Annotated in this window: 26 protein-coding genes; 8 read left to right on the top strand and 18 right to left on the bottom strand. The window is 69.1% G+C overall.

Annotated elements, in window-relative coordinates; all coding sequences use genetic code 11:
• Positions 1–53: 53 nt before the first annotated feature.
• The 10 genes from AHIS1636_RS03700 to AHIS1636_RS03655 form a co-directional block, all read right to left on the bottom strand.
• Positions 54–980, bottom strand: coding sequence for a GNAT family N-acetyltransferase (locus tag AHIS1636_RS03700; RefSeq protein ID WP_309298560.1), 927 nt, complete (start codon positions 978–980; stop codon positions 54–56).
• Complete coding sequence (gene ispG / locus AHIS1636_RS03695; RefSeq protein WP_264794462.1) at positions 934–2,100, bottom strand: flavodoxin-dependent (E)-4-hydroxy-3-methylbut-2-enyl-diphosphate synthase; 1,167 nt, start codon at positions 2,098–2,100, stop codon at positions 934–936. Before ispG ends, AHIS1636_RS03700 begins: the two co-directional genes overlap by 47 nt.
• 92 nt (positions 2,101–2,192) lie before the next feature.
• On the bottom strand, positions 2,193–2,483 hold the full coding sequence (locus AHIS1636_RS03690) for a YciI family protein (protein WP_264794461.1): 291 nt from the start codon (positions 2,481–2,483) through the stop codon (positions 2,193–2,195).
• 37 nt (positions 2,484–2,520) lie between these two features.
• Positions 2,521–4,170: a hypothetical protein gene (locus AHIS1636_RS03685; protein ID WP_264794460.1), complete on the bottom strand. Its 1,650-nt coding sequence runs from the start codon at positions 4,168–4,170 to the stop codon at positions 2,521–2,523.
• 105 nt (positions 4,171–4,275) lie between these two features.
• Positions 4,276–5,619, bottom strand: a complete 1,344-nt coding sequence (locus AHIS1636_RS03680) for a M50 family metallopeptidase (protein ID WP_264794459.1) — start codon at positions 5,617–5,619, stop codon at positions 4,276–4,278.
• The gene (dxr, locus tag AHIS1636_RS03675; protein ID WP_264794458.1) at positions 5,616–6,833 is read right to left on the bottom strand and encodes a 1-deoxy-D-xylulose-5-phosphate reductoisomerase; all 1,218 of its coding nucleotides are present in this window, start codon (positions 6,831–6,833) and stop codon (positions 5,616–5,618) included. The genes AHIS1636_RS03680 and dxr overlap by 4 nt, the downstream gene beginning before the upstream one ends.
• A gap of 31 nt (positions 6,834–6,864) precedes the next feature.
• Complete coding sequence (locus tag AHIS1636_RS03670; protein WP_264794457.1) at positions 6,865–7,386, bottom strand: MaoC family dehydratase; 522 nt, start codon at positions 7,384–7,386, stop codon at positions 6,865–6,867.
• Positions 7,383–8,036 carry a CoA transferase subunit B gene (locus AHIS1636_RS03665; RefSeq protein ID WP_264794456.1) on the bottom strand — a complete coding sequence of 218 codons (654 nt, stop codon included), beginning with the start codon at positions 8,034–8,036 and terminating at the stop codon, positions 7,383–7,385. The genes AHIS1636_RS03670 and AHIS1636_RS03665 overlap by 4 nt, the downstream gene beginning before the upstream one ends.
• Before the next feature lies 1 nt (position 8,037).
• Positions 8,038–8,820 (bottom strand): CoA transferase subunit A, encoded by a 783-nt coding sequence (locus AHIS1636_RS03660; RefSeq protein ID WP_264794455.1) that lies wholly within the window; start codon positions 8,818–8,820, stop codon positions 8,038–8,040.
• Positions 8,821–8,856: 36 nt separating this feature from the next.
• Complete coding sequence (locus AHIS1636_RS03655) at positions 8,857–10,020, bottom strand: acyl-CoA dehydrogenase family protein (RefSeq protein ID WP_264794454.1); 1,164 nt, start codon at positions 10,018–10,020, stop codon at positions 8,857–8,859.
• A 281-nt stretch (positions 10,021–10,301) separates the two neighbouring features.
• Here AHIS1636_RS03655 and AHIS1636_RS03650 point away from each other — a divergent pair, with 281 nt between their 5' ends.
• Both AHIS1636_RS03650 and AHIS1636_RS03645 read left to right on the top strand, forming a co-directional pair.
• On the top strand, positions 10,302–10,922 hold the full coding sequence (locus tag AHIS1636_RS03650; protein WP_264794453.1) for an SACE_7040 family transcriptional regulator: 621 nt from the start codon (positions 10,302–10,304) through the stop codon (positions 10,920–10,922).
• A gap of 35 nt (positions 10,923–10,957) precedes the next feature.
• Complete coding sequence (locus tag AHIS1636_RS03645) at positions 10,958–11,425, top strand: GNAT family N-acetyltransferase (RefSeq protein ID WP_264794452.1); 468 nt, start codon at positions 10,958–10,960, stop codon at positions 11,423–11,425.
• Here the strand turns inward: AHIS1636_RS03645 and AHIS1636_RS03640 are convergent, their stop codons facing one another.
• Genes AHIS1636_RS03640 through pdhA form a run of 3 tightly spaced genes read right to left on the bottom strand, consistent with a single transcriptional unit; the run spans position 11,426 to position 14,945 of the window.
• Positions 11,426–12,838, bottom strand: coding sequence for a dihydrolipoamide acetyltransferase family protein (locus AHIS1636_RS03640; protein ID WP_264794451.1), 1,413 nt, complete (start codon positions 12,836–12,838; stop codon positions 11,426–11,428).
• A complete protein-coding gene (locus AHIS1636_RS03635; RefSeq protein ID WP_264794450.1) occupies positions 12,838–13,848 on the bottom strand; it encodes an alpha-ketoacid dehydrogenase subunit beta in 1,011 nt (336 codons plus the stop codon). Before AHIS1636_RS03635 ends, AHIS1636_RS03640 begins: the two co-directional genes overlap by 1 nt.
• Entirely contained in the window at positions 13,845–14,945 is a 1,101-nt protein-coding gene (gene pdhA / locus AHIS1636_RS03630) for a pyruvate dehydrogenase (acetyl-transferring) E1 component subunit alpha (protein WP_264794540.1), read from the bottom strand. Before pdhA ends, AHIS1636_RS03635 begins: the two co-directional genes overlap by 4 nt.
• A 214-nt stretch (positions 14,946–15,159) precedes the next feature.
• Between pdhA and AHIS1636_RS03625 the strand changes: the two genes are divergently transcribed.
• Complete coding sequence (locus tag AHIS1636_RS03625; RefSeq protein WP_264794449.1) at positions 15,160–15,639, top strand: Lrp/AsnC family transcriptional regulator; 480 nt, start codon at positions 15,160–15,162, stop codon at positions 15,637–15,639.
• 114 nt (positions 15,640–15,753) lie between these two features.
• Positions 15,754–16,845 (top strand): alanine dehydrogenase, encoded by a 1,092-nt coding sequence (ald, locus tag AHIS1636_RS03620; protein ID WP_264794448.1) that lies wholly within the window; start codon positions 15,754–15,756, stop codon positions 16,843–16,845.
• 114 nt (positions 16,846–16,959) lie between these two features.
• Here the strand turns inward: ald and AHIS1636_RS03615 are convergent, their stop codons facing one another.
• Both AHIS1636_RS03615 and AHIS1636_RS03610 read right to left on the bottom strand, forming a co-directional pair.
• A complete protein-coding gene (locus AHIS1636_RS03615; protein ID WP_264794539.1) occupies positions 16,960–18,576 on the bottom strand; it encodes a monocarboxylic acid transporter in 1,617 nt (538 codons plus the stop codon).
• Positions 18,576–18,944 (bottom strand): DUF485 domain-containing protein, encoded by a 369-nt coding sequence (locus AHIS1636_RS03610; RefSeq protein ID WP_264794447.1) that lies wholly within the window; start codon positions 18,942–18,944, stop codon positions 18,576–18,578. Before AHIS1636_RS03610 ends, AHIS1636_RS03615 begins: the two co-directional genes overlap by 1 nt.
• Before the next feature lie 149 nt (positions 18,945–19,093).
• Between AHIS1636_RS03610 and AHIS1636_RS03605 the strand changes: the two genes are divergently transcribed.
• From AHIS1636_RS03605 to AHIS1636_RS03590, 4 genes are all read left to right on the top strand, one after another.
• Positions 19,094–20,293, top strand: a complete 1,200-nt coding sequence (locus tag AHIS1636_RS03605) for a histidine kinase (RefSeq protein WP_264794446.1) — start codon at positions 19,094–19,096, stop codon at positions 20,291–20,293.
• Between the two features lie 89 nt (positions 20,294–20,382).
• Positions 20,383–21,102, top strand: coding sequence for a LytR/AlgR family response regulator transcription factor (locus AHIS1636_RS03600; protein ID WP_264794445.1), 720 nt, complete (start codon positions 20,383–20,385; stop codon positions 21,100–21,102).
• A complete protein-coding gene (locus AHIS1636_RS03595) occupies positions 21,099–21,524 on the top strand; it encodes a hypothetical protein (RefSeq protein ID WP_264794444.1) in 426 nt (141 codons plus the stop codon). Before AHIS1636_RS03600 ends, AHIS1636_RS03595 begins: the two co-directional genes overlap by 4 nt.
• Positions 21,521–23,017, top strand: coding sequence for a sodium/solute symporter (locus tag AHIS1636_RS03590; protein WP_264794443.1), 1,497 nt, complete (start codon positions 21,521–21,523; stop codon positions 23,015–23,017). The genes AHIS1636_RS03595 and AHIS1636_RS03590 overlap by 4 nt, the downstream gene beginning before the upstream one ends.
• On the opposite strand, the gene AHIS1636_RS03585 is transcribed toward AHIS1636_RS03590, so the two are convergent.
• The 3 genes from AHIS1636_RS03585 to frr all read right to left on the bottom strand — a co-directional run bounded on the left by AHIS1636_RS03585 (position 23,014) and on the right by frr (position 25,243).
• A complete protein-coding gene (locus AHIS1636_RS03585; protein WP_264794442.1) occupies positions 23,014–23,619 on the bottom strand; it encodes a DivIVA domain-containing protein in 606 nt (201 codons plus the stop codon). The genes AHIS1636_RS03590 and AHIS1636_RS03585 overlap by 4 nt on opposite strands.
• A gap of 143 nt (positions 23,620–23,762) precedes the next feature.
• Positions 23,763–24,686 (bottom strand): phosphatidate cytidylyltransferase, encoded by a 924-nt coding sequence (locus tag AHIS1636_RS03580; RefSeq protein ID WP_264794441.1) that lies wholly within the window; start codon positions 24,684–24,686, stop codon positions 23,763–23,765.
• The gene (gene frr, locus AHIS1636_RS03575; RefSeq protein WP_262104090.1) at positions 24,686–25,243 is read right to left on the bottom strand and encodes a ribosome recycling factor; all 558 of its coding nucleotides are present in this window, start codon (positions 25,241–25,243) and stop codon (positions 24,686–24,688) included. Before frr ends, AHIS1636_RS03580 begins: the two co-directional genes overlap by 1 nt.
• Between the last annotated feature and the right edge of the window lie 71 nt (positions 25,244–25,314).

Below are 25,314 nucleotides of genomic sequence, written 5' to 3'. Positions count from 1 at the left end.
GGCCCGCAGGCGTGAACCGGGCGGCCGCCGGCTGTCCGTCCGCTGCCCGGACGTCAGAACAGCACGGTCGCGAAGGTGCCGACCTGGGTGAAGCCGACCCGCTCGTACGCCAGGATCGCCCGGTGGTTGTAGTCGTTGACGTAGAGGCTCGCCACCGGTGCGAACCTGCGGGAAAGTTCGACGACGGCGGCCAGCGCCGGCGCGGCCAGTCCCCGGCCGCGGTACTTGGGATTCATCCACACGCCCTGCAGCTGCACGGCGGCGGAAGAGACGTTGCCCAGCTCGGCCTTGAAGACCACCTCGCCGTTGCTGTCGCGCTGGATGAGCGAATGCCCCTTGCCGATCAGGCTGCGCACGCGCTGGCGGTAGTGCTGGCCGCCGCCGGACATCGGCGAGTAGCCGACTTCCTCTTCGAACATGGCGACGCAGGCCGGCAGCAGCACGTCCAGGTCCTCCGGCTCGGAAAACCTGACGTCCGGCGAAGCGGGGACGGCCGGTTCGCCGCGCAGTTCCATCAGCGGCTGCCGCGGGCGGACGTCGAAGGGCCGGCTCGCGGTCTGCTGGTAAGACGACCAGATGCCCATCACGGCCTCGGCCGGACCGAAGATCGACGAAGTGCGCCGGTTCGCCGCGGCGAGGAAGCTGCCGAGGCGGGCGCCTTCCTCCGCGCTCAGCCCGGTGGGGACGACGTTGACCCCGGCCCAGCACGCCCCGGTCAATCCTTCGGGGGTGAAATAGCCGAGGATCTCGGCGCCCGAGCCGGTCGGTCCCGCGGTCTTGGCGGCCTCGAGGTGGGCAGCAAGGAACACGTTGCCCACCGGATCCCGGTTGACCACGTCCCACAGGGCGGACGTGTCCTCATCGGCCAGGACCCGGATGCCGGCCTCGGCGGGCGCCTCCTGTGCGGCGCCCGCCGTGCGGTCCCGCTGCCTGCTAGCTGACGGTAACCACGGGGCTACCCTGGACAGCATCTTCGCCATCGGCGTCCCCCATTTCCTCGGCAATTCTCATTGCTTCTTCGATGAGTGTCTCAACAATCCGGTCTTCGGGCACGGTCTTGATGACTTCGCCCTTCACGAAGATCTGGCCCTTGCCGTTGCCGGAGGCCACGCCGAGGTCCGCTTCCCGGGCTTCGCCCGGACCGTTGACGACGCAGCCCATGACGGCCACGCGCAGCGGAACCTCCATCCCTTCCAGCCCGGCGGTCACCTCGTCCGCCAAGGTGTAGACGTCCACCTGGGCCCGCCCGCAGGAGGGGCACGAGACGATCTCGAGCTTCCGCTCGCGCAGGTTCAGCGACTGCAGGATCTGCAGGCCGACCTTGATCTCCTCCACCGGCGGCGCCGACAGCGAGACGCGGATGGTATCCCCGATGCCCTTGGACAGCAGGGCGCCGAAAGCGGTGGCGGACTTGATAGTGCCCTGGAAGGCCGGCCCGGCCTCGGTCACGCCCAGGTGCAGCGGCCAGTCCCCGCGCTCGGCCAGCAGCTCGTAGGCGCGGACCATGACCACCGGGTCATTGTGCTTGACGGAAATCTTGAAGTCGTGGAAGTCGTGCTCCTCGAAGAGCGACGCCTCCCACACGGCGGATTCGACGAGGGCCTCGGGAGTGGCCTTGCCGTACTTCTGCAGCAGCCGGGGATCCAGCGAGCCGGCGTTGACGCCGATCCGGATGGAGGTGCCGGCCGCCTTGGCCGCCTCCGCGATCTCCTTGACCTGGTCATCGAACTTGCGGATGTTGCCGGGATTCACGCGGACGGCCGCACAGCCGGCGTCGATCGCGGCGAACACGTACTTGGGCTGGAAGTGGATGTCCGCGATGACCGGGATCTGGGACTTCTTCGCGATGATGGGCAGTGCCTCGGCGTCGTCGGCGCTCGGGCAGGCGACACGGACCATGTCGCAGCCCGCGGCGGTGAGCTCGGCGATCTGCTGCAGCGTCGCGTTGATGTCCGTCGTGGGAGTGGTGGTCATGGACTGGACGCTGACGGGCGAATCCGACCCTACTCCGACCGAGCCGACTTTGATCTGGCGGGTCTTGCGCCGCGGAGCCAAAACGGGCGGCGGCGCCGCCGGCATACCTAGGTTGACCGAAGTCAATGCATCCTCCATGAGCCTTGGGGCAGTTGCTGATCAGGTTTCATTATCCTCCTCGCGGCGCGGCCTTTCGATTGCGCGCCGTGTGGGAAACCTCATGCGTAGTCGGCGAACGCTCCCGTGACCGGCTGCCACTCGGTGACCTTCAGTGCCGAAACCAGGTTCTGCACGTTGAACGGGTCCTGCTTCAGCTCCTGCAGGAGGCCGGCCTCGTCCGGGGCGGTGAAGATCAGCAGGGCGCCGGCGCCATCCGCATAGGGCCCGGAGGCCAGCAGCCGGCCGGCGGCGACGAAGCCGTTAAGCCATTCGCGGTGTGCCGGACGGTGCTCGTCGCGTGCGGCTTCCGAGTCGGCGGCGTAGACATACTCCACAGCAAAAACAGTCATGGTGGACACCTTACCGCCCCGGGGACCACCGGATTAATCACTGGTAGGACACGAACCACGGCGCCGGACTGACGCCGCGATACGTCCGCTCCGGCGTGAAAGCGGGCATGTCCTCGTCGTAGAAGTTCTTCCACCCCATCCACGTACCCTGCGGCAGGTCCTGCCGCAGGGTACGCCAGGTGTCCATCTTCTGTTCCGGGGTGCCGTGGCCGTCCGCATGGACGACGACGGCGAGTTCCTCGTGCGACATGTCCAGGTCTTCGCGGTTGCTGATCATGCGCGGCTGGAACTGGTGCAGGATCAGCACCTTCTGCGGCAGGTTGTTCCGGCGGATGAGGCCGGCCAGCCAGGCCGACACTTCGTTGATCTCCGCCGCCGGCACCGAGCCGATCTGTTCCATGTGCCGCTGCCCCGGCTGAAGCCGCCACTCCGGATCCAGGGCCAGGCCGACGTGCGGCAGCTTCAGCAGTTCTTCATACCGCTTGGCCTGGGTCAGGAAATCCGTGGTTCCCGGCTGCAGGTCCAGCACCACGTAGACGCCCGCCTCGCCGGCCGCGTCCACCCAGCGGCGCAGTTCGGACACATCCGACTCCGCCGAGTAGTCGCCGTCCGCCCCGGCCGCGTCGGTGGCGACGGTCGCGATGATCTCGAAGGCCGGCTGCACCGGCTGGTCGCTGTACGGCTGGTACTGCTTCGCGAGTTCCTTGGCCCGCTCGATGGACGCCTGCACGTCCTGCTCCCCCAGAGCGCCGAGTGCAGCACCGGACGGATGGCCGTAGAGCGCCACCATGCGCCGGCTCGGGAACGCGAGTAGCCCTCCGCCGGGGAGTTCCGGCGCAGTGAGGGCCGCCTCGGTGCGGGCGGCGAACATCTCGGCGTCCCCGAAGGCCGCACCCAGACCGATCACGTTGTTGTCCGGTGCCGCCCGCAGGAAGTCGATGGTCTTCGGGTCTTCGCGCGGGTCCGCCGCCGGGTCCTGCTGCACGCGGGCACCGGCAGCGCGCGCGACCGCGACCGCCGCCGGCAGCTCCTCTTCCGCTTCGGGAGCAAGCAGCACGGAGCCGGGCGCCGTTCCGCCCGCCCCGGCGGGACGCGACGCCGGGTCGTCCGGTCCGAGGAGTCCGATTCCGGGCAGCAGCGCGGACCACCCGGCCTCCGGCGCTGCCGAGGAGGCCGCGGGCCGGGAAGTTCCGTCGGACCGCTGACCTTGGGCCGCTCCCCCGCTGGCACCGGGCGAGGCGCCCGGCGCCGCCGCCGTCGTGCTCGGTTCGGGCGTGCCGAAGACCTTGGCGCTGCGCACCCCCAGCCGCTCGAGCTCGGCCATCAGTCCGTCTGCCGCCAGCAGGAGCGGCACGCCCAGCCTGACCGCCTCCGTGACGGCCTGCTTGACGGCCGCGGGGTCCTCGGGCGGCGCGAGCACCGCGAGGGGGCTGGACTCGAAGAGGGCGCGGCTGGCCGCGAAAGCCGCCTCGGCGTCGGTACCGGCAATCAGCTGGGGCGCCGCTCCCGCGGGCTTCAGGACAACGCGGGCCTGCTCGTGCCGGGCCGACTCGCCCGGGGAAGCACCGACCTCCGCCGCGGAACAGCCGCCGAGGGCCAGCGCCGCCGCGGCCGCGGCCGCCGCCAGCACCCGGGCACGATGCCGGTGCCCGCCCGAGGGCTCGCGCCCCGGCCGCCTGTCCGCCATGGCTCTCCTCCCCGCCGTCGCCAGTACTGCCAGCCTAGGCCGGTCGCGAAGCATTGGAGAGGCAGCCTCGGTCCCCCGGGCGTGTCCGGGGGGCAGCCGCGGGCGCTAGCCGAAAATGTTCACCGGTTTGACGATGTCCGCGTAGATCAGCAGCGCGCCCATGCCCAGCATGAGGATCGCGACCGCGTACGTCAGCGGCAGCAGCCGGGCGATGTCCACCGGGCCCGGGTCGGGGCGGCGGAAGAGCCTCGCCACGCCGCGGCGCACGGCCTCCCAGAGGGCACCGGCGATGTGCCCGCCGTCCAGCGGCAGCAGCGGGATCAGGTTGAAGACGAACAGGGCCAGGTTGACCGAGCCGACGAGCCCGATCAGCGACGCCGCCCGTGCCTCCATCGGGATTTCGTCCATCGCCGTGATTTCGCCGGCGATCCGGCCCACGCCCACCACGCTCATCGGGCCGTTGGGATCGCGCGGGGCATCGCTGAACGCGGCCTCAGCGACGTCCGCCAGCCGCTGCGGGAGGTGGAGTACGACGCCGGTAATCGCCTGCAGGTTTTCGCCCACCGCGGGCAGCACCTCCGTGACGGGCTGCGGGGCCAGTTCCGTGGTGGAACCCATGCCGACGAAGCCGGCCTGCTCCACGACCGGGTCGCCGCTGGCATCCAGCACCGGCTGGTTGTCCTCGCCCAGCACGGGGCGCTCGGTCAGGATCGGGGTGATGGTGGTGCGGATGGTCTGTCCGCCGCGTTCGAGCACGATCGGGGTCTGCTGGCCGGCGGCGTCGCGGATCCAGCGGGTGAGCTCGTACCAGTCGGTCACCGGCTTGCCGTCGAATTCGGTGACGGTGTCCCCCGGCCGGATGCCGGCGGCGGTGGCAGGCGCCTCGGGGTCGGAGGGCAGGCAGTCCGTCTGGCCGGTCTCGGCCTGCTGGCTGGCAGGGACCACGCACTTGTTGACCTGCGCGATCGTGGTGCTCGGCTGGGCCGTGCCGAAGCCGACCATCACAATGCCGAGCAGTACGACGCCGATCAGCAGGTTCATGAACGGGCCGCCGAGCATGATGATGATCCGCTTGTACACGGGCAGCTTGTAGAAGAGCCGGTTCTCGTCCCCCGGCTGCAGCCGCTCGGCGTCGGCCGTCCGGGCGTCCTCCGCCAACTGCTGGAACAGCCCCGTGCTGGACCTGCGCACCCTGCCGTCGCCGCCCTTCGCGGGCGGATACATGCCGATCATGGAGACATAGCCGCCGGCGGGGACCGCCTTGAGGCCGTACTCCGTCTCCCCCTTGCGCCGGGAGAACAGGGTCTTGCCGAAGCCCACCATGTACTGGGTGACGCGCACGCCGAACAGCTTGGCCGGCACGAGGTGGCCGACCTCGTGCAGCGCGATGGACACGGCGATGCCGACGGCCACGAAGAGCACGCCGAGGACAAAAAGAAGTACGGTCACAACATTCCTAAACGCTCGCGTGCGGTTTTCCGTGCCCACTGTTCCGCGGCCAGCACCGATTCGACGGTCAGCTCCGCGGCGGGTGCGTGCTGCTCCAGCACCGCCGCGATCGTTTCCACGATGGCCGGGAAGCCGATCCGGCCCTCGTGGAAGGCATGCACGGCCTCTTCATTGGCGGCGTTGTACACGGCCATTCCCGTGTCCGACGCGGCGCTGGCCTCCTTGGCCAGCCGCACCGCCGGGAACACGTCCTCGTCCAGCGGCTCGAACGTCCAGCTCGTGGCCTTCGACCAGTCGCAGGCCGCGGCGGCGCCGGGAACACGGTCCGGCCAGCCCATGCCGAGCGCAATCGGCAGCCGCATGTCCGGCGGCGAGGCCTGGGCGATGGTGGAGCCGTCGGTGAACTGCACCATCGAGTGCACCACCGACTGCGGGTGGACCACGACGTCGATCCGCTTCAGCGGCACATCGAAGAGCAGATGCGCCTCGATCACCTCGAGCGCCTTGTTGACCATGCTCGCGGAGTTCGTGGTGACCATGCGGCCCATGTCCCACGTGGGATGGGCCAGCGCCTGCGCGGGCGTTACGCCGGCCAGCTGCCGCCGGGTGAAGCCGCGGAACGGGCCGCCGGAGGCGGTCACGATCAGCCGGTCCACCTCGCTGGCGGCCCCCGCGCGCAGTGCCTGGGCCAGCGCCGAATGCTCGGAATCCACCGGCACGATCTGACCCGGCCCGGCGGCGGCCTTCACCAGCGGGCCGCCGGCAATCAGCGACTCCTTGTTCGCCAGCGCGAGCACGTGCCCGGCTTCGAGCGCGGCCAGGGTGGGCGCCAGCCCGATGGAGCCGGTGATGCCATTGAGCACGACGTCGGCGTCCTCCCACGCTGCGGTCCTCGCCGCCGCGTCCGGGCCGGCAAAAAGCTGCGGCGCGTAGCCTGCGAGCGCGGCGTCCTCCGCGGCGGCCTTGATCGCCGTCGACAATTCCTCCACCGTCCCGGAAGCGATGCCCACGGCCTGGGCGCGGGTATGGACCGCCTGCCGCGCGACCAGCTCCAGCTGTCCGCCGCCGGCGGCGAGCGCGGTCACTTCGAAACGCTCCGGCGCGGCGTCGACGACGTCGATGGCCTGGGTGCCGATGGAGCCCGTGGAGCCGAGCAGCACGACCTTCCGTCGGGTCGGCGGGGCAGCGTCTCGGCTCTGGTCGCGGAACTCCATAGCTTCCAGTATCCCGCACCGGCCGCGCTGCCTATCCCTCGGCCGGCCCCGGAGCCGTTGCCGCTGCCTCGAGCGCGTTGCGGTGACCTTCCTCCGTCCACATCAGGCAGCTTCGGCTGGCCGTGGCAACGACGACGCCGTGCTGGTTCCGCCCAGTATGCGCCATCGTGACGATCCCCTGGCCTGGCCGCGAGGATGAGAGACGCTTGTCTGTCACGACCGTCTCCGTGTAGAGCGTGTCCCCGTGGAAGAGCGGATGCGGGAACGTCACGTCGGTCAGCCCCAGCTGCGCCACGATCGTGCCCTGGGTCAGTTGGGTGACCGACTGCCCGACCAGGGTGGCCAGCGTGAACATGGAATTCACCAGCCGCTGGCCGAATGGCTGGGTTTCGGACCAGGCCGCGTCCAGGTGGAGCGCCTGCGTGTTCATGGTGGCTGTGGTGAACAGCACGTTGTCCGTCTCGGTCACCGTCCGGCCCGGCCGGTGGACATAGGTCGCACCCACCTCGATCTCCTCGAAGTACAGGCCGCGCTGGACGACGGTCCTGTTCATACGTCGTCCACCTCGTGCTCCTCGATCTTCAACTCCGCTCCCGTCGCGGCGACCACCTCGTCCACCGGGACGCCGGGCGAGACTTCGCGCAGCACCAGGCCTCCGTCCGTGACATCGATGACCGCCAGGTCCGTGATGATCCGGTCCACGCAGCCCCTGCCGGTCACCGGAAGCGTGCACTCGGCCAGGATCTTGGGGCTGCCGTTGCGGTCCACGTGCTCCATCATGACGATCAACCGCTTGGCGCCGAAGACCAGGTCCATCGCGCCGCCCATGCCCTTGACCATCTTGCCCGGGACCATCCAGTTGGCCAGGTCTCCGTTTTCGGCGACCTGCATGGCTCCGAGCACGGCCACGTCCACATGCCCGCCCCGGATCATGCCGAAGGAGGTGGCGGAGTCGAAGATTGCCGCGCCCTTGTTCAGGGTCACGGTCTCCTTGCCTGCGTTGATCAGGTCCGGATCCACCATGTCGTCGGCAGGATACGGTCCCACGCCAAGAATCCCGTTTTCGGAGTGCAGCACCACCTCCACCCCGGCGGGAATGTAGTTGGGTATCAGCGTGGGCATCCCGATACCCAGGTTCACGTACTGCCCGTTCCTCAGTTCCCGGGCCGCGCGGGCCGCCAGTTCGGTGCGGGAGAGCGCCATGTCAGTTCCCCTCTCCGCCTGTTCCCGCCGGCTGCGCGGCGGCGACGGTACGCTTTTCGATCCGCTTCTCCACATTGCCGGCGACGACAACGCGCTGGACGAAGATGCCCGGCGTGTGGATCTGCTGCGGATCCAGCTCCCCCGGTTCCACCAGCTCTTCCACCTCCGCGATGGTGGTCCGGCCGGCCATCGCGCAGAGCGGGTTGAAGTTCATCGCCGTCACGTGGAAGACCAGGTTCCCTAGCCGGTCGCCCCGCCAGGCGTGCACCAGTCCGAAATCCGGGCGCAGCGACTCCTCGAGCACGTAGTCCTCGCCGCCGAAACTGCGCACCTCCTTGGGCTCCGACGCGATCGCGACGTTCCCCTCGGCGTCGTACTTCTGCGGCAGCCCGCCCTCGCTGACCTGGGTGCCTACGCCCGCCGGCGTGTAGAAGGCCGGAATTCCCGCGCCGCCCGCACGCAGCTTCTCGGCGAGGGTGCCCTGCGGAGTGAGGACCACCTCCAGCTCTCCGGCCAGGTACTGCCGCGCGAACTCCTTGTTCTCGCCCACGTAGGAGCTGATGGTGCGGCGGATGCGCCCGTCCTTCAGCAGCACTCCGAGGCCCCAGTCGTCCACCCCGCAGTTGTTGCTGATGGTTTCAAGGTCCGTGGTGCCGGCGTCGTGCACGGCCTGGATCAGCGCCACGGGGATGCCGCACAGCCCGAACCCGCCGACCGCCAGCGAGGCCCCGTTGCGGATGTCCGCCACGGCCTCGGCGGCGCTGGCTACAACCTTGTTGATCACTGCAGTCCTCCTTCGGGCCTTCGGCCGGCCACTCGGTTACAGGCCCAGCCCCCGGGCAATCAGCATCAGCTGCACCTCCGTGGTCCCCTCCCCGACTTCCAGGATCTTCGAGTCCCTGTAGTGCCGGGCCACGCGGAATTCGTTGATGAACCCGAAGCCGCCGAAGATCTGCGTGGCATCCCGGGCATTGTCCATCGCTGCTTCGCCTGACACCATCTTGGCAATCGCGGACTGGGTTTTGAAGGGCTTGCCAGCCAGCATCCGGGCCGCCGCATCGTAATAGGCCAGCCTCGCGGTGTGCGCGCGGGCCTGCATCCGGGCGATCTTGAACTGGATGGCCTGGTAATGGCCGATGTTGTGGCCGAACGCCTGCCGCTGCTTGGCGTAGGTCAGCGCCTCGTCCACGCAGCCCTGCGCCGCGCCGGTGGCCAGGGCGGCGATGGCAATCCGTCCCTCGTCCAGGATCTGGAGGAAATTGGCATAGCCGCGCCCGCGCTGCCCGAGCAGGTTGGCCTCCGGCACCCGCACGTCGTCGAGGGTGAGCGGGTGCGTGTCCGAGGCGTTCCAGCCGACCTTGTTGTAGGCCTTCTCCGCGGTGAAACCGGGCGTATCCGTGGGCACCAGGATGGTGGAGATCTCCTTGCCGGCGCTCCCGTCCGCCCGCTGTACGGCGCCCGTGACCGCCGTGACCGTGACCAGCCGGCTGATCCGCGTCCCGGAGTTGGTGATGAATTCCTTGCGGCCGTTCACCACCCACTGGCCTTCCTCCAGCCGCGCCGTGGTCTTGGTGCCGCCCGCGTCCGAGCCTGCCTCCGGTTCGGTCAGCCCGAAGCCGGCGAGGGCGTCGCCGCTGGTGAGCATGGGCAGCCACTGCCGGCGTTGCTCCTCCGTGCCGAAGCGGTAGACCGGCATGGCCCCGAGCGAGACGCCCGCCTCAAGCGTGATGGCCACGGACTGGTCCACCCGCCCGAGCTGTTCCAGCGCGAGGGCGAGGGCGAAGTAGTCCCCGCCCATGCCGCCGTACTCTTCGGGGAATGGCAGGCCGAACAGTCCCAGCTCGCCCATCTGCTTCACGATTTCGTACGGGAACGAGTGCTCCTCGTCATGCTTCACGGAGGCAGGGGCCACCACCTCGTCGGCGAATTCGTGCACGGTGTCCACCAGGTCCTGGTAGTCCTCGCTCAGGGAGAAATCAGGCATCGCTTGGCCTCTTTCTGTACGGGCCCGTCCGCCGCCGGACCGGAAACGGCCGCCGGCGCCCCGGGCCGGCGCCCCGGGCACCGCGTCCGCGGGAACGCCGGGCTGGTAATGTCCACCCGGGAAGGCAGAGTCCACATCGACGCCGTTCTTCCTCCGGGGGCCGCGGAAACGGCCCGGGGCTGGCCTCGGCCAGCCGTTTTGGTTAGTGTGGATTAACTGAAATTCAGCGTAATGTCCATCACATCAAATGTCCAGCACCACAGCTGGCAGGAGGAAATGCCGTGTCCGTCAACGCCGCCGCCGACGCCGGACGGGTCACCGGACGCAGCCAAGCCAAGGCTTCCCGCCGCGCGGCCCTGCTGGCCGCCGCCGCCCGGCTTTTCGCCGAACGGGGCTTCAACGGAGTCTCCATCGAAGACCTCGGCGCTGCGGCGGGCGTCAGCGGGCCGGCCGTCTACCGGCATTTCAGCAGCAAGCACGCGGTCCTGTCCGCCCTGCTGACCGGGGTCAGCCAGGACCTGCTGGACGGCGGGCGTGCCGTCGTCGACAGTTCCCCCGACCCCGAGGACGCCCTGCGCGGGCTGATCGAATTCCATGTCGACTTCGCCCTGAGCAATCCGGACGTCATCCGCGTGCACGACCGGGACCTGGACAGCCTCCCGCCGGAGGAATCGGCCCATGTGCGGGACCTGCAGCGCCAGTATGTCGAGGTTTGGGTGGCCGTGCTGTCCCAGATGCTCCCCGCCCAGGACACTCCGCGGCTGCGGATGCGCGCGCACGCCGCGTTCGGACTGATCAACTCCACGCCGCACTCGCTGCACCGGGGCAAGCGCCAGCGGGACAAGGGCTGGCGCCGAAACCTGCTGGAACAAATGGCATGGGCAGCACTGAAAGCCGAGTAGTCTGTTGAGACCACCTAGACCCGAAAGGTTCCAAAATGATTGAGCTGCGCCCCGTGGAGCCGGCGGACCTGGACAAGTTCTTCGAGTACCAGCGGGACCCGGATGCCAACCACATGGCCGCATTCTCCGCCAAGGACCCTTCCGACCGAGGCGTCTTCAACCACCACTGGCAGAACATCCTCAACGATGAGCAGATTGTTGTCCGCACCGTCACTGCCGACGGCGAGGTCGTCGGCAGTGTCCTTGCCTATCCGTCCGAGGGCTACCCGGAACTCAGCTTCTGGACCGCCAAGTCGCACTGGGGCCGCGGCATCACCTCCGCGGCGGTAGAGAAGTTCCTGGCCGAGTTCACCGCCCGCCCGATCCGTGCCCGCGCTGTCAAGGACAACCTTGGCTCCATCAAGGTGCTCGAAAAGGCCGGGTTCAAGCCGGTCGGCGAGTCCAAGGGGTTCGCCAACGCCCGCGCAGCCGTGGTGACCGAGGAGATCCTCGAGCTGGTCTGATCAGACCATCGCCAGCAGAACGGCGGGGTCGCTGATGATCGCGCCGACATCGGACAGGAACCGTGCCGCCTGCTCCCCGTCCACCAACCGGTGGTCGAAGGACAGGCTCAGCGTCATCACTTGGCGCAGTTCAATTCCGCCGCGGTACTCCCACGGCCGCCGCTGCACTGCGCCGGTGGCGAGGATCGCCGTCTCTCCCGGGTTGAGGATGGGCGTGCCGGCGTCGATGCCGAAAACGCCGATGTTGGTCAGCGAGATGGTGCCGCCGGAGAGTTCGGCGGGCGCCGTCCTGCCCGCGCGCGCCCGGCTGGCGAGTTCCGCCAGCGCGCCGGCAAGCGCCACCAGGTCCAGGGCCTGCGCATCCTTGATGTTCGGGACCAGCAGACCGCGCGGCGTCGCGGCGGCGATGCCCAGGTTGACGTAGTTCTGCTGCACGATTTCCTGGTGCTCCTCGTCCCATCGTGCATTCAGCAGCGGGTGGCGGTCCAGCGCGATGCAGAGGGCCTTCGCCGTCAAGGTCAATGGGGTCAGCTTGGTTCCCGCGAAAGCGCGCTGCCCGCGGAGCCGGTCCAGCAGGTCCAGGCCTGCCGTTGCGTCGACCGTCAGGAAAGACGTGGCATGCGGAGCCGTGAAGGCGCTGGCCACCATCGCCGCGGCCATCTGCCTGCGCACGCCCTTGACCGGCAGGCGGCTTTCACGCTCGGCGGCGCCGCCGAGCCAACGCCCGTCGGCAGCCGCAGGCGCCCCTGCGGGCGGCATGGCAGGCGGCATGGCGGCACCGGCACGGAAGCCTTCGACGTCCGCACGCGTGATCAGCCCGTCCCGCCCTGTGCCGCGGACGAGCGCTAAGTCGACTCCGAGCTCCCTGGCCAGCTTGCGCACCGGCGGCGTCGAACGCGGCCGTTCCTTCACCTCCGGCTCCGTCCCGCCGGCGGGGACGGGCGGGCCCGCAAACGGCGGAGCTGTGGGGGCTGCACCGGGCGGCGGCGGATCGAAAGTACGACGGCGGCGCGCCGGTTTCCCGGTTCCCTCGGTTTGGGCGCCGTACCCGACCAGGACTGCCTCGCGGGCCGAGGCGGACACCGGCGCAGCCGCGGGTTCGCCCGCCGCTCCATGCCCGGCCCGTCCGCCAGGTGCCTCTCCTGCCTCTGCCGGGCCGGTGTTCGCCTCGCCGGCCACCTCGAAGGAGACGATCGGTTCGCCCACGTTGACCGTCGTTCCGGGAGCCTCATGCAGGATCTTGACCACGCCGGCGAACGGCGAGGGCAGCTCCACGACGGCCTTGGCCGTCTCCACCTCGCCCAGGATCTGGTTGAGTTCGACCTTGTCCCCCTCGGCCACCCGCCAGCTCACGATCTCCGACTCGGTCAGGCCCTCGCCCAGGTCCGGCAGCTTGAAGACGCGGACCGCCATCAGTATCCCTCCCCGCCGCCGAGCGAATTCCGGCGGTCCAGCACCCGGTCCACGCCGTCGAGGATGCGGTCCAGGTTGGGGAGATGGTGCTGCTCCATCTTGGCCGGCGGGTACGGGATGTCGAAGCCGGTGATCCGCTCCGGTGCGTGCTCCAGGTGGTAGAAGCAGCGCTCGGTGATGGAAGCGGCCAGTTCGGCGCCCAGGCCGCCGGTCCGGGCCGCCTCATGGGCCACGACCAGCCGGCCGGTCTTGCGCACCGAGGCCTCCACCGTGCCGAAGTCGATGGGCGACAGCGAGCGCAGGTCGATCACCTCGAGGGAGATTCCGTCCCCGCGGGCCGCTTCCGCCGCCTCCCGGGCCACCTGCACCAGCGGACCGTAGGTGACGAGCGTTGCGTCGTCCCCGGAAACCTCCACCCTGGCCTGCTCCATCGGATAGCCGTCCAGCCCGGCCTCCTCGTCCACTTCTCCCTTGGTGTGGTAGCGGCGCTTGGGCTCGAAGAAGAGCACCGGGTCATCGCAGGCAATGGCCTGCTGGATCATGAGGAACGCATCCTGCGGGTTCGACACTGAGACCACGCGCAGGCCCGGGGTGTGCAGAAAGTACGCTTCCGGTGATTCCGAATGATGCTCCGCCGCCCCGATTCCGCCGCCGAACGGAACCCGGATGGTCAGTGGCATCTTGACCCTCCCCCGGGTGCGGTAATGCAGCTTGGCCACCTGGCTCACAATCTGGTTGAACGCCGGATAGATGAACCCGTCAAACTGGATTTCGCACACCGGGCGGTATCCGCGGTAGGCCATGCCGACGGCCGTACCCAGAATTGCGGATTCCGCCAGTGGGGCATCGATGACCCGGTGGGCACCGAAGTCTTTTTGCAGCTCGTCCGTGATCCGGAAGACGCCGCCCAGCATCCCGATGTCCTCGCCGATGAGGACCACCTTCGAATCCCGCTCCATCGCGCGGCGCAGGCCGGAGTTGATCGCCCGCCCGAAGGTCATGGTGCTCATGACGCGCCTCCCGGAGCCGCCTCGAAGGATGCCAGGTACCGCTGGTAGTCCCGGCGCTGGCCGGCGAGGACCGCGTGGGGCGTGGCGTAGACGTTGTCGAACACCTCGAGCTCGCCGGGCTCGGGCATGCTGACGCAGGCCTCGCGCAGCTCGCCGGCCGCCCGGTCCGCCGCCGCCCGGACCCGTTCCGAGACCTCCGCCCCGAGGAGCCCCTCGGCTTCCAGCAGCCGGCCGAGCCGGTCGATGGGATCGCGCCCCTTCCAGTCCTCAAGCTCATTGGGATCCCGGTAGCGCGAAGGATCATCCGCCGTCGTGTGCGGCCCCATCCGGTAGGTCACCGCCTCGATGAACGTGGGACCGCCGCCGCCCCGGGCCCGGTCCAGGGCCTGGCGGGTCACCGCAAGGCAGGCCAGCACATCGTTGCCGTCCACCCGGACGCTCGGGATGCCGAAACCGGGAGCACGGTCCGCAATGTCCCGCTGCGCCTGCAGCCGCACGGGCTCGGAGATGGCCCACTGGTTGTTCTGGCAGAAAAAGATGACGGGAGCCTGGAAGCTGGCGGCAAACACCATCGCCTCGTTGGAGTCCCCTTGGCTCGTTGCGCCGTCGCCGAAGTACGAGACCGCCACCGAGTCGGCGCCGTCGAACTTGGTGGCCATCGCATAGCCGGTTGCGTGCAGCGTCTGCGCGCCGATGATGACCTGCGGCGTGGCCATGTTGACCGCGTACGGATCCCAGCCGGAGGGGGCGTTGCCGCGCCAGACCCGGAGCATGTCCGCATAGCCCACGCCCCGGCAGTAGGCCACGCCGTTTTCGCGGTAGCTGGAGAAGACGAAGTCGTCCTTGCGCAGGGCGCGGCCGGAGCCGATCTGCGCCGCCTCCTGCCCGAGCAGCGGCGGCCACAGCGCCAGCTCCCCCTGCCGCTGCAGGGCGGTGGCTTCCTGGTCGAGCCGGCGCACTACGACCATGTCCTCGTAGAGGCCCTGCAGCGCCGCGCCGTCGACGTCCTCGATCCATTCGTCGAAGCCGGAGCCGGCGGTCCGGCTGCCGTCCGGCGCGAGAAGCTGGATGAGGTCTTCCTGTGGAACCGGGCCCATGGCATGTAGGGACACTGCTGCACGCGCTCCTTCGCTCGTGGTCCGGCCGCCCCGGTGTTCTTGTGGATGTCCGGACCGGCGTAGGGCCTTCCGACGCCCTTGTCGGAAGGTATTTGTGACGATACTCACAGGAGGCATCAAGCGCAATCTCCATCGCCGTGTCTGCGCATAATGCTCTGTCGGAGCAGGTTTGATCGTGCTAACGTTTCGCACTATGCGGCCCCTGGACGGCACTGACATCCGGTTGCTGACGGCCCTGTCGGGGGACGCCCGCAGCACTGTCGTCGCGCTCGCGCAGCAACTGGGACTCTCCCGCAACACCGTGCAGGCGCGGCTTGCCCAGCTCGAGGCCGGGGACGTGTTCCTGACGTTCGAGCGCCGGATCAGTCCGGCCGCTTTGGGCTACCCGCTGATGGCGTTCATCCACATCCATGTGCAGCAGCGCAAACTGGAGCAGATCACCGCGGAGCTGGCGCTGATTCCCGAGCTACTGGAGGCCTACGGCGTCACCGGCAATGCGGACATCCTCGCCCAGGTGGTATCGAGGAGCGCGGAGGACCTGTTCCGGATCAACAGCCAGGTGCTGGCCATCGACGGCGTGGAGCGCACGGACACGTCCCTGGCCATGCATGAGCTCGTTCCGTTCCGCGTCGGCCCGCTGCTGCGCCGGGCCGAGGACCCTTCGGCCGGCTGACTGCTGCGCAGCCGGGCGGTTCGGGAGTAGGCTCGGGGCACGGCGGCCCGCGCACCAGGTGCAAGCCGGGAGTACGACGGCGGTCCGGGCCCAAGGTGCGAAGGAGTCAGTGCCATGCAGATCGGCGTTCCCCGCGAAGTCAAGAACAACGAGTTCCGGGTGGCGATCACCCCGGCCGGCGTCAACGAACTGATCCTGTCCGGCCACTCGGTGACCGTGGAAACCGGGGCCGGCCTCGGCTCCGCGATCACCGACGAGGACTACACGGCCGCCGGAGCCCGCATCGCCGCCTCCGCGGACGAGACCTGGTCGGAGTCGGAACTCGTCCTGAAGGTGAAGGAACCCGTGGCGGAGGAGTACCACCGGCTCCGCCCGGATCTGACCCTCTTCACGTACCTGCACCTGGCCGCGGACGCCCAGCTGACGGCGCAGCTGTGCGAACAGCGGGTGACCGCAGTGGCCTATGAGACCGTGCAGCTGCCGGACCGCACGCTCCCGCTGCTGGCGCCGATGTCCGAGGTCGCCGGGCGGCTGGCGCCCCAGGTCGGAGCACAGACCCTGCTCAAGCCCCAGGGCGGCCGCGGCGTGCTCATGGGCGGCGTGCCGGGCACGCACGCCGCCAACGTCGTCGTGATCGGCGCGGGCGTGGCCGGGGCCAACGCCGTCTCGATGGCGGTCGGCATGCGGGCGAACGTGACCGTGCTGGACACGAACGTGCGCCGGCTCCAGCAGCTCGACGACCTCTACCAGGGGCGGGTCAACACCATCGCGAGCAATGCCTGGGAGCTGGAGACGGCGGTGCTGCAGGCGGACCTGGTGATCGGCGCCGTCCTGGTCCCCGGGGCGAAGGCGCCGAAGCTCATCACCAACGATCTCGTCTCGCGCATGCGGCCGGGCGCCGTGCTCGTCGACATCTCGATCGACCAGGGCGGCTGCTTCGAAGACTCCCGCCCGACCACGCATGCGGATCCGACGTTCGCAGTGCATGACACCGTGTTCTACTGTGTCGCCAACATGCCCGGCGCCGTTCCGCGGACGTCGACCTACGGCTTGACCAACGCCACGCTGCCCTACGTCAGGGCGATCGCCGAGGAAGGCGTGGACGCCGCGGCCCGGCGGCTGCCCGAACTGCTGCCCGGCGTCAACACCCGGGACGGCCACATCGTCTCCGAACCGGTCAAGCTCGCCCACCCGCAGCTCGCCTGACCCCGCAAGCCCTTCCGCAGCTGCCGGGACGACGGCGGGCGGGCCCGGAATGCTCCGGACCCGCCCGTGGTCATTCTGCTCTGGCCGCCGGAACGCCCGGCGGCCCGGTGAGGCCTAGTGTTCGACCGCCTTCTCGGCGCCTACGCCGGTGAGCGAACGGACCTCCATCTCGGCCTGCTTCGCCGGGTCCTCGACCGTCTTGTCCAGCACCGTGCCGAGCCATCCGAGGAAGAACGCCAGCGGGATGGACACGATGCCCGGGTTCTTCAGCGGGAACCAAGCGAAGTCGGCGCCGGGGATCATGGACGTTTCGGCTCCGGAAACCACCGGGGAGAAGGCGATCAGGACGACGGCGGCGGCGAGGCCTCCGTACATCGACCACACGGCGCCCCGGGTGGAGAACTTCTTCCAGAACAGGGAGTAGATGATCGTCGGCAGGTTCGCCGAGGCCGCGACCGCGAAGGCCAGCGCCACGAGGAAGGCCACGTTCTGTCCCTGGGCGCCGATGCCGCCGAGGATGGACAGGACGCCGATGACCACGACGGTGCGGCGGGCGACCTTGACCTCGCCGTCCGCGTCGACCTTGCCCTTGCGGACCACATTGGCGTAGATGTCGTGGGCGAAGGACGCCGCGGCCGTGATGGTCAGGCCGGCGACGACGGCCAGGATGGTGGCGAACGCGACGGCGGAGATCACGCCCAGCAGCAGCGGGCCGCCGAGGTGGAACGCCAGCAGCGGGGCCGCGGAGTTCACGCCTCCCGGGGCCGCATTGATGGCGTCCGGTCCGATCAGCGCGCCGGCGCCGTAGCCGAGCACCAGGGTGAACAGGTAGAACGCGCCGATCAGCCAGATGGCCCAGACCACCGAGCGGCGGGCCTCCTTCGCCGTCGGAACGGTGTAGAAGCGCATCAGTACGTGGGGCAGGGCCGCGGTGCCAAGCACCAACGCCAGGGCCAGCGAGATGAAGTCGAACTTGGACGTTTCGCTCACGCCGTACTGGAGCCCCGGGTTGAGGATCTCGGGATTGCCTGCCGTCGCGGCGGCGTCGCCGAGCAGCGCCGAGAGGTTGAAGCCGTACAGGGCCAGCACCCAGACGGTCATGACGAAAGCGCCGGCGATCAGCAGGCAGGCCTTGATGATCTGCACCCAGGTGGTGCCCTTCATGCCGCCCACCAGGACGTACAGGATCATCAGCGCGCCGACGACGGTGATGACGATGGACTGGCCGAGCCGGTCGTCGATGCCGAGCAGCAGCGAGACCAGCGCGCCCGCGCCCGCCATCTGCGCCAGGAGGTAGAAGAAGCAGACGGCCAGCGTCGTCGTCGCCGCAGCGATCCGCACCGGGCGTTGCTTCAACCGGAAGGACAGCACGTCCGCCATGGTGAATTTGCCGGTATTGCGCAGCAGTTCGGCCACCAGCAGCAGCGCCACCAGCCACGCCACCAGGAAGCCGATCGAGTAGAGGAAGCCGTCGTAGCCGTTGATGGCGATGGCCCCGACGATGCCGAGGAAGGAGGCGGCGGAGAGGTAGTCGCCGGCGATGGCGGTGCCGTTCTGGGAGCCGGTGAAGGATCGGCCGGCGGCGTAGTAGTCCGCCGCTGTCTTGTTGTTACGGCTGGCCCGGAGCACGATCACCATGGTGATGGCTACGAACAGGCCGAAGATCGTCATGTTCAGCCACGGCTCGCCCACCTGCGTGGTTTCCTGCGTGACGGTGGTGAGCGGAAGCATCACTTGGTCCCTCCTGCCGGGGGCTGCTCGGCGGACTCCAGGTCATGCCGGATACCGGCGGCAATGGGGTCCAGCTTCTTGTTGGCGTAGCTGACGTACCACATGGTGATCGCGACGGTGCTCACGAACTGGAGCAGGCCCAGAACCAGGCCGACGTTGATGTTGCCCACGAGCTTGATGGACATGAAGTCGTGCGCGTAATCGGCCAGCAGCACGTACAGGAAGTACCACAGCAGGAATGCGATGGCCATTGGGAAGACGAAACTGCGGTGGCGGTGCCGGAGCTCCTTGAACTCGGGCCGCTGCTGGACTTCCTGGAAGTCCACGGTGGCCGTCGGGTCGGCCTCCGGGCTGGGATGTTGTCCCATGTCTGCCTCCTTGTGAGGGTGTGTGACTGGGATCACTCTGCTACGTGGCCATGCCCGCTGTCCCGCCCTGCGCGCTGCTGATCGCCGAACGGCGACTGCGCTGCGCCGAATGGCGGCCTGATGCGCCGAACTGCCGTTAGGGTGAAGGCATGGTCAGCCCGGCGGTCGATATTGCCCTCATCGCGGCGATCGCCATTATTACCGTGGCGGTCGTCTCACTGGTGGGCTTCAAGCTCAGCCGGTCCAGCCGGGAACTGGGTTCCGAGGCGGAACTGGCCACGTACAACACGCTGCACACCGCGGGGCTCGCGGGGCCGCACCTGCGCAGGGGGCTGACGCCGGAGGGTGCGGCCAAGGCCGCGGGCTATCTTCGCGGGATGCTGGACAGCAGCCGGCTGGTGATCACCGACGAGGCCGGCGTGCTGGCGTGGGACCCGCAGACGGAGGACCATGACGCGGACGCCATGGTGCTGGCGGGCAAGGTGCTGGAGTCCGGGCGGACCCAGGTCTACCGCCGTCCGCCGGGAACTCCAGCGGACGGCGCGGCGGAGGGACTCGCGGCGGAGGCGGTCTTCTCCCCCATCCGGGTCCAGGAGCGCGTAGTGGGAACCATCGGTGCCTACAGCGCCCAGGTGAAGCCGTCGCTGGTCCGCGCCACGAACGAGGTGGCAGCCTGGGTCGCCACGCAGATCGAACTGGCCGAACTCGATGCTTCCCGGACCCTGTTGATGGAGGCCGAGGTCCGGGCCCTGCGCGCGCAGATCAGCCCGCACTTCATCTACAACTCGCTCAACGCGATCGCCTCCTACATCCTCACGGATCCGGTCCGCGCCCGCGAACTGGTGATCGAGTTCGCCGACTTCACCCGCTACTCCTTTCGCCGCCACGGGGACTTCACCACGGTCGCGGAGGAGCTCCGGTCGATCGACCGCTACCTGCTGCTCGAGCGGGCACGGTTCGGCGAGCGGCTCAAGGTCAGCCTGCAGATCGGCCCCGAGGTGCTGAGCACCGTCATTCCGTTCCTGTCCCTGCAGCCGCTGGTCGAGAATGCCGTCCGCCACGGGCTGGAGGCCCGGGAAGGTCCCGGCCATATCACCATCACCGGACGGGACGACGGCGAGTATGCGGTCCTGGGCATCGAGGACGACGGCGTGGGCATGGACCCGGAACGGCTGCGCCAGATGCTGGCCGGGCACACGGCCGGGGACCACGTGGGCCTGCGCAACGTCGATTCCCGGCTGCGCCAGGTCTACGGCGACGACCATGGCCTGGTCATCGAGACCGCGCCGGGGGCCGGGACGCTGATCACGATGCGGATCCCCAAGTTCCAGCCCGGCCACGAGGTGTGAGCGGGCCGGCGCCCATGGCCGGCCAGGACGCCGTACAGCCCGGGCCAGTGCAAACTTCCCGGGCCGCGGGACTCAGTAGACTGTCCCGTATGGTCAACGTTGTCATCGCCGACGATGAAGTCCCCGCCGTCGAAGCCCTCGCCTACCTCCTCGCCCGGGATCCCCGGATCGGGAGGATCCACAAGGCGACCAGCGGGGCGGAAGCACTCCGGGCGCTTCAGGACCACGACGTTGACGCGATGTTCCTGGACATCCACATGCCGGCCCTGACCGGCCTGGACATCGCCAGGGTGATTTCGCGCTTCAGCCGGCCTCCCGCCGTCGTCTTTGTCACGGCTGACGAAGACCAGGCCCTGGAGGCCTTCAACCTGGCCGCGGTGGACTACCTGCTGAAGCCGGTGCGCGCCGAGCGGCTCGCCGAATCGGTCCGGCGGGTGTGCGAGCTGATGGAAGACGGCGCGGCCCAACCGGAAGTGATCACGGTGGACCAGGGCGGCATCACGAAGATGATCAGGCGGGACGAGATCAAGTTCGTCCAGGCCCAGGGCGACTACGCCCGGCTGCACACCGCCGAGGGCAGCTACCTGATCCGGGTGCCGCTGAACGACCTGGAGCGCCAGTGGGCCGATGCCGGCTACCTGCGGATCCACCGCTCCTACCTGGTGTCGGTCGGCGCGATCCAGCAGATGCGCACCACCGGCGGACGGGCCAGCGTGCTGGTCGACGGCGCCGAGCTCCCGGTCAGCCGGCGCAGCCTGCCTGCGGTCCGCGACCGGCTGGAGGCGAACCGCGTCAGGCCCGGCGGATGAGCCAGGAGCCGCAACGCCGGCCGCCGGCTCGGATCCGTGTCACCGCTCCCCGCACCCGCGCGGCCGCCGCCAGGAGCCGCTACAGTGTCTCGCGCGAGCTGGCGGAGCAATCCGAACTGGGCGAAATGTTCATCCGCTCGCTGATGCGTTCCCAGCTCCGGCTCGCCCTGGTCGTGGCCGGAGGGTTCGGGCTGATCCTGCTCGGCGTGCCCGTGCTGATGCTGCTCTTCCCCAGCATCAACGGAATGAGCGTCTTCACGGTGCCGCTGCCGTGGCTGCTGCTCGGCGCGGGTGTCTACCCCGTCATCCTCGTCTGCGCGGTCCTCTACACCCGGGCGGCGGCGCGCAACGAGGACCGCTTCCGGCGGCTGGTCGACGACGACCGCAGCTCCCGGCCGGCCTGGTCGGCGGAGCCCGAATGACCCCGGCGGTTCTCGTCGGACTCGGTGCCGTCTGCGTGGCCACGGTGCTGATCAGTGTCTACGGGCTGCGGATTTCCAGGACCACCGGGGACTTCTACGTCGCGTCCAGGACGGTGCGTCCTTGGTGGAACGCGTCGGCGATCGGCGGCGAATACCTGTCCGCCGCCAGCTTCCTTGGCGTCGCCGGGCTCATCCTCGTTTCGGGAATCGATGCGCTCTGGTTCCCGATCGGCTACACGGCCGGCTACCTGATGCTGCTGCTGTTCGTCGCCGCGCCCCTGCGCCGCTCGGGCGCCTACACCCTCCCGGACTTCGCCGCGGCACGGCTCGACTCGCGTCCGGCGCGCCGGGTGACCAGCGTCCTGGTGGTCACTATTGGCTGGCTGTACATCGTGCCTCAGCTGCACGGCGCCGCCCTGACCGTACGCATCACCACCGGGCTCCCCGCGTGGGTGGGCGCCGCCGTCGTTGTTGTGGTGGTCGTGCTGACGGTGATGGCCGGCGGGATGCGCTCCATCACCTTCGTCCAGGCCTTCCAGTACTGGCTGAAGCTGACGGCGCTTGCGGTGCCGGCCGTCTTCGCGCTGCTCACGCTCGGCGCGCAGGGGGCTCCCATCACCGACGGCGGGGCTGCCTTCCACCCGGACCTGGACGTCACCGACGCGGCCTCGCTCTACCGCAACGTTTCGCTGATCATCGCGCTGCTGTTCGGCACCCTCGGGCTGCCGCACGTCCTGGTTCGCTTCTACACCAACCCGGACGGGACCGCCGCGCGGCGGACCACGGTCATCGTGCTGGGGCTGCTCGCGCTCTTCTACCTCTTCCCCACCATCTTCGGGGTGCTCGGGCGGATCTACACGCCCGATCTTGCGACGGGCGGCCAGGCCGACGCCACGGTGCTGCTCCTCCCGCAGCGGGTGCTCGGTTCGGCCGGCGGCGACCTGCTGGCCGCGCTGGTCACCGGCGGCGCGTTCGCCGCGTTCCTGTCGACGACCTCGGGACTGGTGGTCTCGCTGGCCGGCGTGGTCAGCCAGGACCTCTTCCGCGGCAGCGTCAAGGGATTCCGCGTCGCCGCCGTCCTGTCCGCTGCCGTTCCCCTGGTGGTCGCCCTGGCCACCGATTCAAGAGCGCTGGCCGGCAGCATCGGAACGGTCTTCGCGTTTACGGCCTCCACCATCTGCCCGATGCTGCTGCTGGGCATCTGGTGGCGCGGCCTGACGGCGGCCGGCGCCATCGCCGGTATGGCCGCCGGCGCCGCGGTCTGCGGTTCGGCGATCGTCGCCGCGGCGGTCGGCGGCGAGGGGCTCGGTCCGTTCGCGGAACTGCTGGCCCAGCCCGCCGCCTGGAGCGTGCCGCTCGCGTTCACCGTCATGGTCGTGGTCTCGAAGCTGACGGCTTCGCACCGGCCCGCGACCGTCAGCCGCGTCATGGCGCGGCTGCACGCGCCGGAACGGGCGGAAACCGGGTGGCGCCCGGCGGGGCCGCCGGCCTAGTCGATCGCCGCCATCAGTTCGACCGCGCGGTCCAGGAAGGCGTCCACCTGGGCCTCTTCGTAGCCCTCTTCGCCCTTGGCCTCGCGGAATACCGCCCGGCGGACCACGTCAACGCTCAACTGCTGGTCCCTCTCCAGGTAACCCAGCAGCTCTTCGCACAGGGCGTCCACGTCTTCGATGTTGTAGCTCGGTGCGTTGCGCTTGGTCGGCCGGCGGAACCGTTCGCCGGGCTCACGATGCAGCCGGGCGCGCAGCACGGCGGAAACCCGGCCGATCTGTCCCAGCCAGGCCTCCTCGCCCTCGGCGTCGATCAGGGCGTCGCGCTCACGCTGGGCGAAGACGTCCTCCAGCCGGTCCAGGGCCGCGTCGACGGCGCCGGGGTCATATCCGCCGCGTGCCGGTTCGAAGGTCATTGCCCGGACGTCGCGGCTGGTGATCCGGCCGCCGTCGGCTTCGTGGGAGTTGAAGTGCTCCCGGGCGCGGGCCAGGAACTGATCCACCTGGCGGACGTTGTAGCCGAGTTCGCGGCGTCCCACCCGTTCGAAGGGCGCCGGTTCCCTGTCCGCATCACTTGCTAGTCGCGCCATGGTCAGCTGGAGCATCCCCCTTCAAGAGCGGCTTCAGTCGCCGCGGTCCACGCTTCGTCCGGCCCTGCTGCCGGACGAATCAGATAATAGTTTAAGCGGTCATGCCGCCTGCGTATGCCGCCCGGCAATACGGCGCACCCGGTGCCCGGCACAAGGCTTCACATGATGGCGCCGGGCGCCAGCAGCACGGCCAGCACGTAGGCCACCGGCGAGGCGAAGACAATCGAATCCAGCCGGTCCATCACGCCGCCGTGACCGGGCAGGATGTTGCTCATGTCCTTGATGCCCAGTTCCCGCTTGACCATGGACTCCGCCAAGTCGCCGGCCGTGGAGGCGGCGACCGTTGCGATGGCCAGCACGAGCCCGAACCACCATTGCAGGTCCAGGATGAAGACCGAGCAGAGCACGCCCACCGCGACGGCGCCGCCCACCGATCCGGCGAATCCCTCCCAGGACTTCTTCGGGCTGATCTTCGGAGCCATGGGGTGCTTCCCGAACAGCACGCCGACGAGGTAGCCGAACGTGTCGTTAGCCACGACAAGCAGCAGCATGGTGGCGACCTTGAGCGCTCCGTCCGGCTCGTCGAGGAGCAGCAGGGCGAAGCTGATGAACAGCGGCACCCAGCAGAGGATGAACACCCCCGACATGATCCGCCGCACCGCGTCCCGGGCCGTATCCAGGCACTGGTAGACCATGATGGCCACCACCGTCCCGACCAGCGCGAAGGCCTGCGCCTCCGGCCCGCCGTAGTACGCGGCGAAGGGCATGGCTACCGCCCCGGCAAACAGCGGGGGCTTGGGCACGAGGATATCCTTGACGGCCAGCGCCCGGGAGACCTCCCACACGCCGATGACGCAGAAACCCCCGACCAGTGCAACGAAGGCATCCGGCAGGAAGAACAATCCGACCAGGACCGTGACCAGCAGCGTCAAGCCGACGGCGATGGCGGCGGGAAGGTTGCGGCCGGCGCGCGACGGCTGCCCGGTAGCCCGCTTCCGGCGGCGCCGGGCCGCCTGCACGCCGGAACCAGCCTCGGGAGCCGGCGGACCGCCAGCCCGGGTTGAAGGCTGGTCCGTATCCATCAGACTTCGAGCAGCTCTGCTTCTTTGCGCTTGAGCAGCTCGTCCACATTGTCGGTGTGGGACTTCGTCTTGGCGTCCAGGTCCTTCTCGGCGCGGGAGCCCTCGTCCTCCCCGATGTCGCCGTCCTTGACCAGCTTGCCGATCGTGTCCATCGCCCGGCGGCGGATGTTGCGGATCGAGACCTTCGCGTCCTCGGCCTTGCCACGCACCACCTTGACGTACTCCTTGCGGCGCTCTTCGGTCAGTTCCGGCAGGACGACCCGGATGACGTTGCCGTCGTTGGCCGGGTTGGCACCGATGTCGGAGTCGCGCAGCGCCTTCTCGATGTCGTTCAGCGCCGACTTGTCGTACGGCGTGATGAGCAGGGTGCGGGCTTCCGGATTCTGGAAGGACGCGAGCTGCTGCAGCGGCGTCGGAGTGCCGTAGTAGTCCACGGTGACCTTGGAGAACAGTGCCGGGTTCGCGCGGCCCGTCCGGACGGTCGCGAAGTCTTCCTTGGCCACTTCCACGGCCTTGTCCATCTTCTCGACAGCCTCGTGCAATGTTTCCTGAATCACGGTCTCTCCTTCGACAATCTGTGTCCGCCTCGCGGCGGCAGGGGCTCTGCTATCCATCCTAGGCCATGCTC

Source organism: Arthrobacter mangrovi (assembly GCF_026011795.1).
GTDB classification, from domain to species: domain Bacteria; phylum Actinomycetota; class Actinomycetes; order Actinomycetales; family Micrococcaceae; genus Crystallibacter; species Crystallibacter mangrovi.
The sequence above is the reverse complement of the archived record's forward strand: the minus strand, read 5'-3'. Positions and strand labels throughout refer to the sequence as shown.

Excerpts from the sequence above, each read along its gene's own strand:
- AHIS1636_RS03700 (WP_309298560.1), bottom strand. The coding sequence starts at position 980 with ATGGCGAAGATGCTGTCCAGGGTAGCCCCGTGGTTACCGTCAGCTAGC.
- AHIS1636_RS03690 (WP_264794461.1), bottom strand. The coding sequence starts at position 2,483 with ATGACTGTTTTTGCTGTGGAGTATGTCTACGCCGCCGACTCGGAAGCC.
- AHIS1636_RS03685 (WP_264794460.1), bottom strand. The coding sequence starts at position 4,170 with ATGGCGGACAGGCGGCCGGGGCGCGAGCCCTCGGGCGGGCACCGGCAT.
- dxr (WP_264794458.1), bottom strand. The coding sequence starts at position 6,833 with ATGGAGTTCCGCGACCAGAGCCGAGACGCTGCCCCGCCGACCCGACGG.
- AHIS1636_RS03670 (WP_264794457.1), bottom strand. The coding sequence starts at position 7,386 with ATGAACAGGACCGTCGTCCAGCGCGGCCTGTACTTCGAGGAGATCGAG.
- AHIS1636_RS03665 (WP_264794456.1), bottom strand. The coding sequence starts at position 8,036 with ATGGCGCTCTCCCGCACCGAACTGGCGGCCCGCGCGGCCCGGGAACTG.
- AHIS1636_RS03655 (WP_264794454.1), bottom strand. The coding sequence starts at position 10,020 with ATGCCTGATTTCTCCCTGAGCGAGGACTACCAGGACCTGGTGGACACC.
- AHIS1636_RS03645 (WP_264794452.1), top strand. The coding sequence starts at position 10,958 with ATGATTGAGCTGCGCCCCGTGGAGCCGGCGGACCTGGACAAGTTCTTC.
- AHIS1636_RS03640 (WP_264794451.1), bottom strand. The coding sequence starts at position 12,838 with ATGGCGGTCCGCGTCTTCAAGCTGCCGGACCTGGGCGAGGGCCTGACC.
- AHIS1636_RS03635 (WP_264794450.1), bottom strand. The coding sequence starts at position 13,848 with ATGAGCACCATGACCTTCGGGCGGGCGATCAACTCCGGCCTGCGCCGC.
- pdhA (WP_264794540.1), bottom strand. The coding sequence starts at position 14,945 with ATGGGCCCGGTTCCACAGGAAGACCTCATCCAGCTTCTCGCGCCGGAC.
- AHIS1636_RS03625 (WP_264794449.1), top strand. The coding sequence starts at position 15,160 with ATGCGGCCCCTGGACGGCACTGACATCCGGTTGCTGACGGCCCTGTCG.
- ald (WP_264794448.1), top strand. The coding sequence starts at position 15,754 with ATGCAGATCGGCGTTCCCCGCGAAGTCAAGAACAACGAGTTCCGGGTG.
- AHIS1636_RS03615 (WP_264794539.1), bottom strand. The coding sequence starts at position 18,576 with ATGCTTCCGCTCACCACCGTCACGCAGGAAACCACGCAGGTGGGCGAG.
- AHIS1636_RS03610 (WP_264794447.1), bottom strand. The coding sequence starts at position 18,944 with ATGGGACAACATCCCAGCCCGGAGGCCGACCCGACGGCCACCGTGGAC.
- AHIS1636_RS03605 (WP_264794446.1), top strand. The coding sequence starts at position 19,094 with ATGGTCAGCCCGGCGGTCGATATTGCCCTCATCGCGGCGATCGCCATT.
- AHIS1636_RS03600 (WP_264794445.1), top strand. The coding sequence starts at position 20,383 with ATGGTCAACGTTGTCATCGCCGACGATGAAGTCCCCGCCGTCGAAGCC.
- AHIS1636_RS03595 (WP_264794444.1), top strand. The coding sequence starts at position 21,099 with ATGAGCCAGGAGCCGCAACGCCGGCCGCCGGCTCGGATCCGTGTCACC.
- AHIS1636_RS03590 (WP_264794443.1), top strand. The coding sequence starts at position 21,521 with ATGACCCCGGCGGTTCTCGTCGGACTCGGTGCCGTCTGCGTGGCCACG.
- AHIS1636_RS03585 (WP_264794442.1), bottom strand. The coding sequence starts at position 23,619 with ATGCTCCAGCTGACCATGGCGCGACTAGCAAGTGATGCGGACAGGGAA.
- AHIS1636_RS03580 (WP_264794441.1), bottom strand. The coding sequence starts at position 24,686 with ATGGATACGGACCAGCCTTCAACCCGGGCTGGCGGTCCGCCGGCTCCC.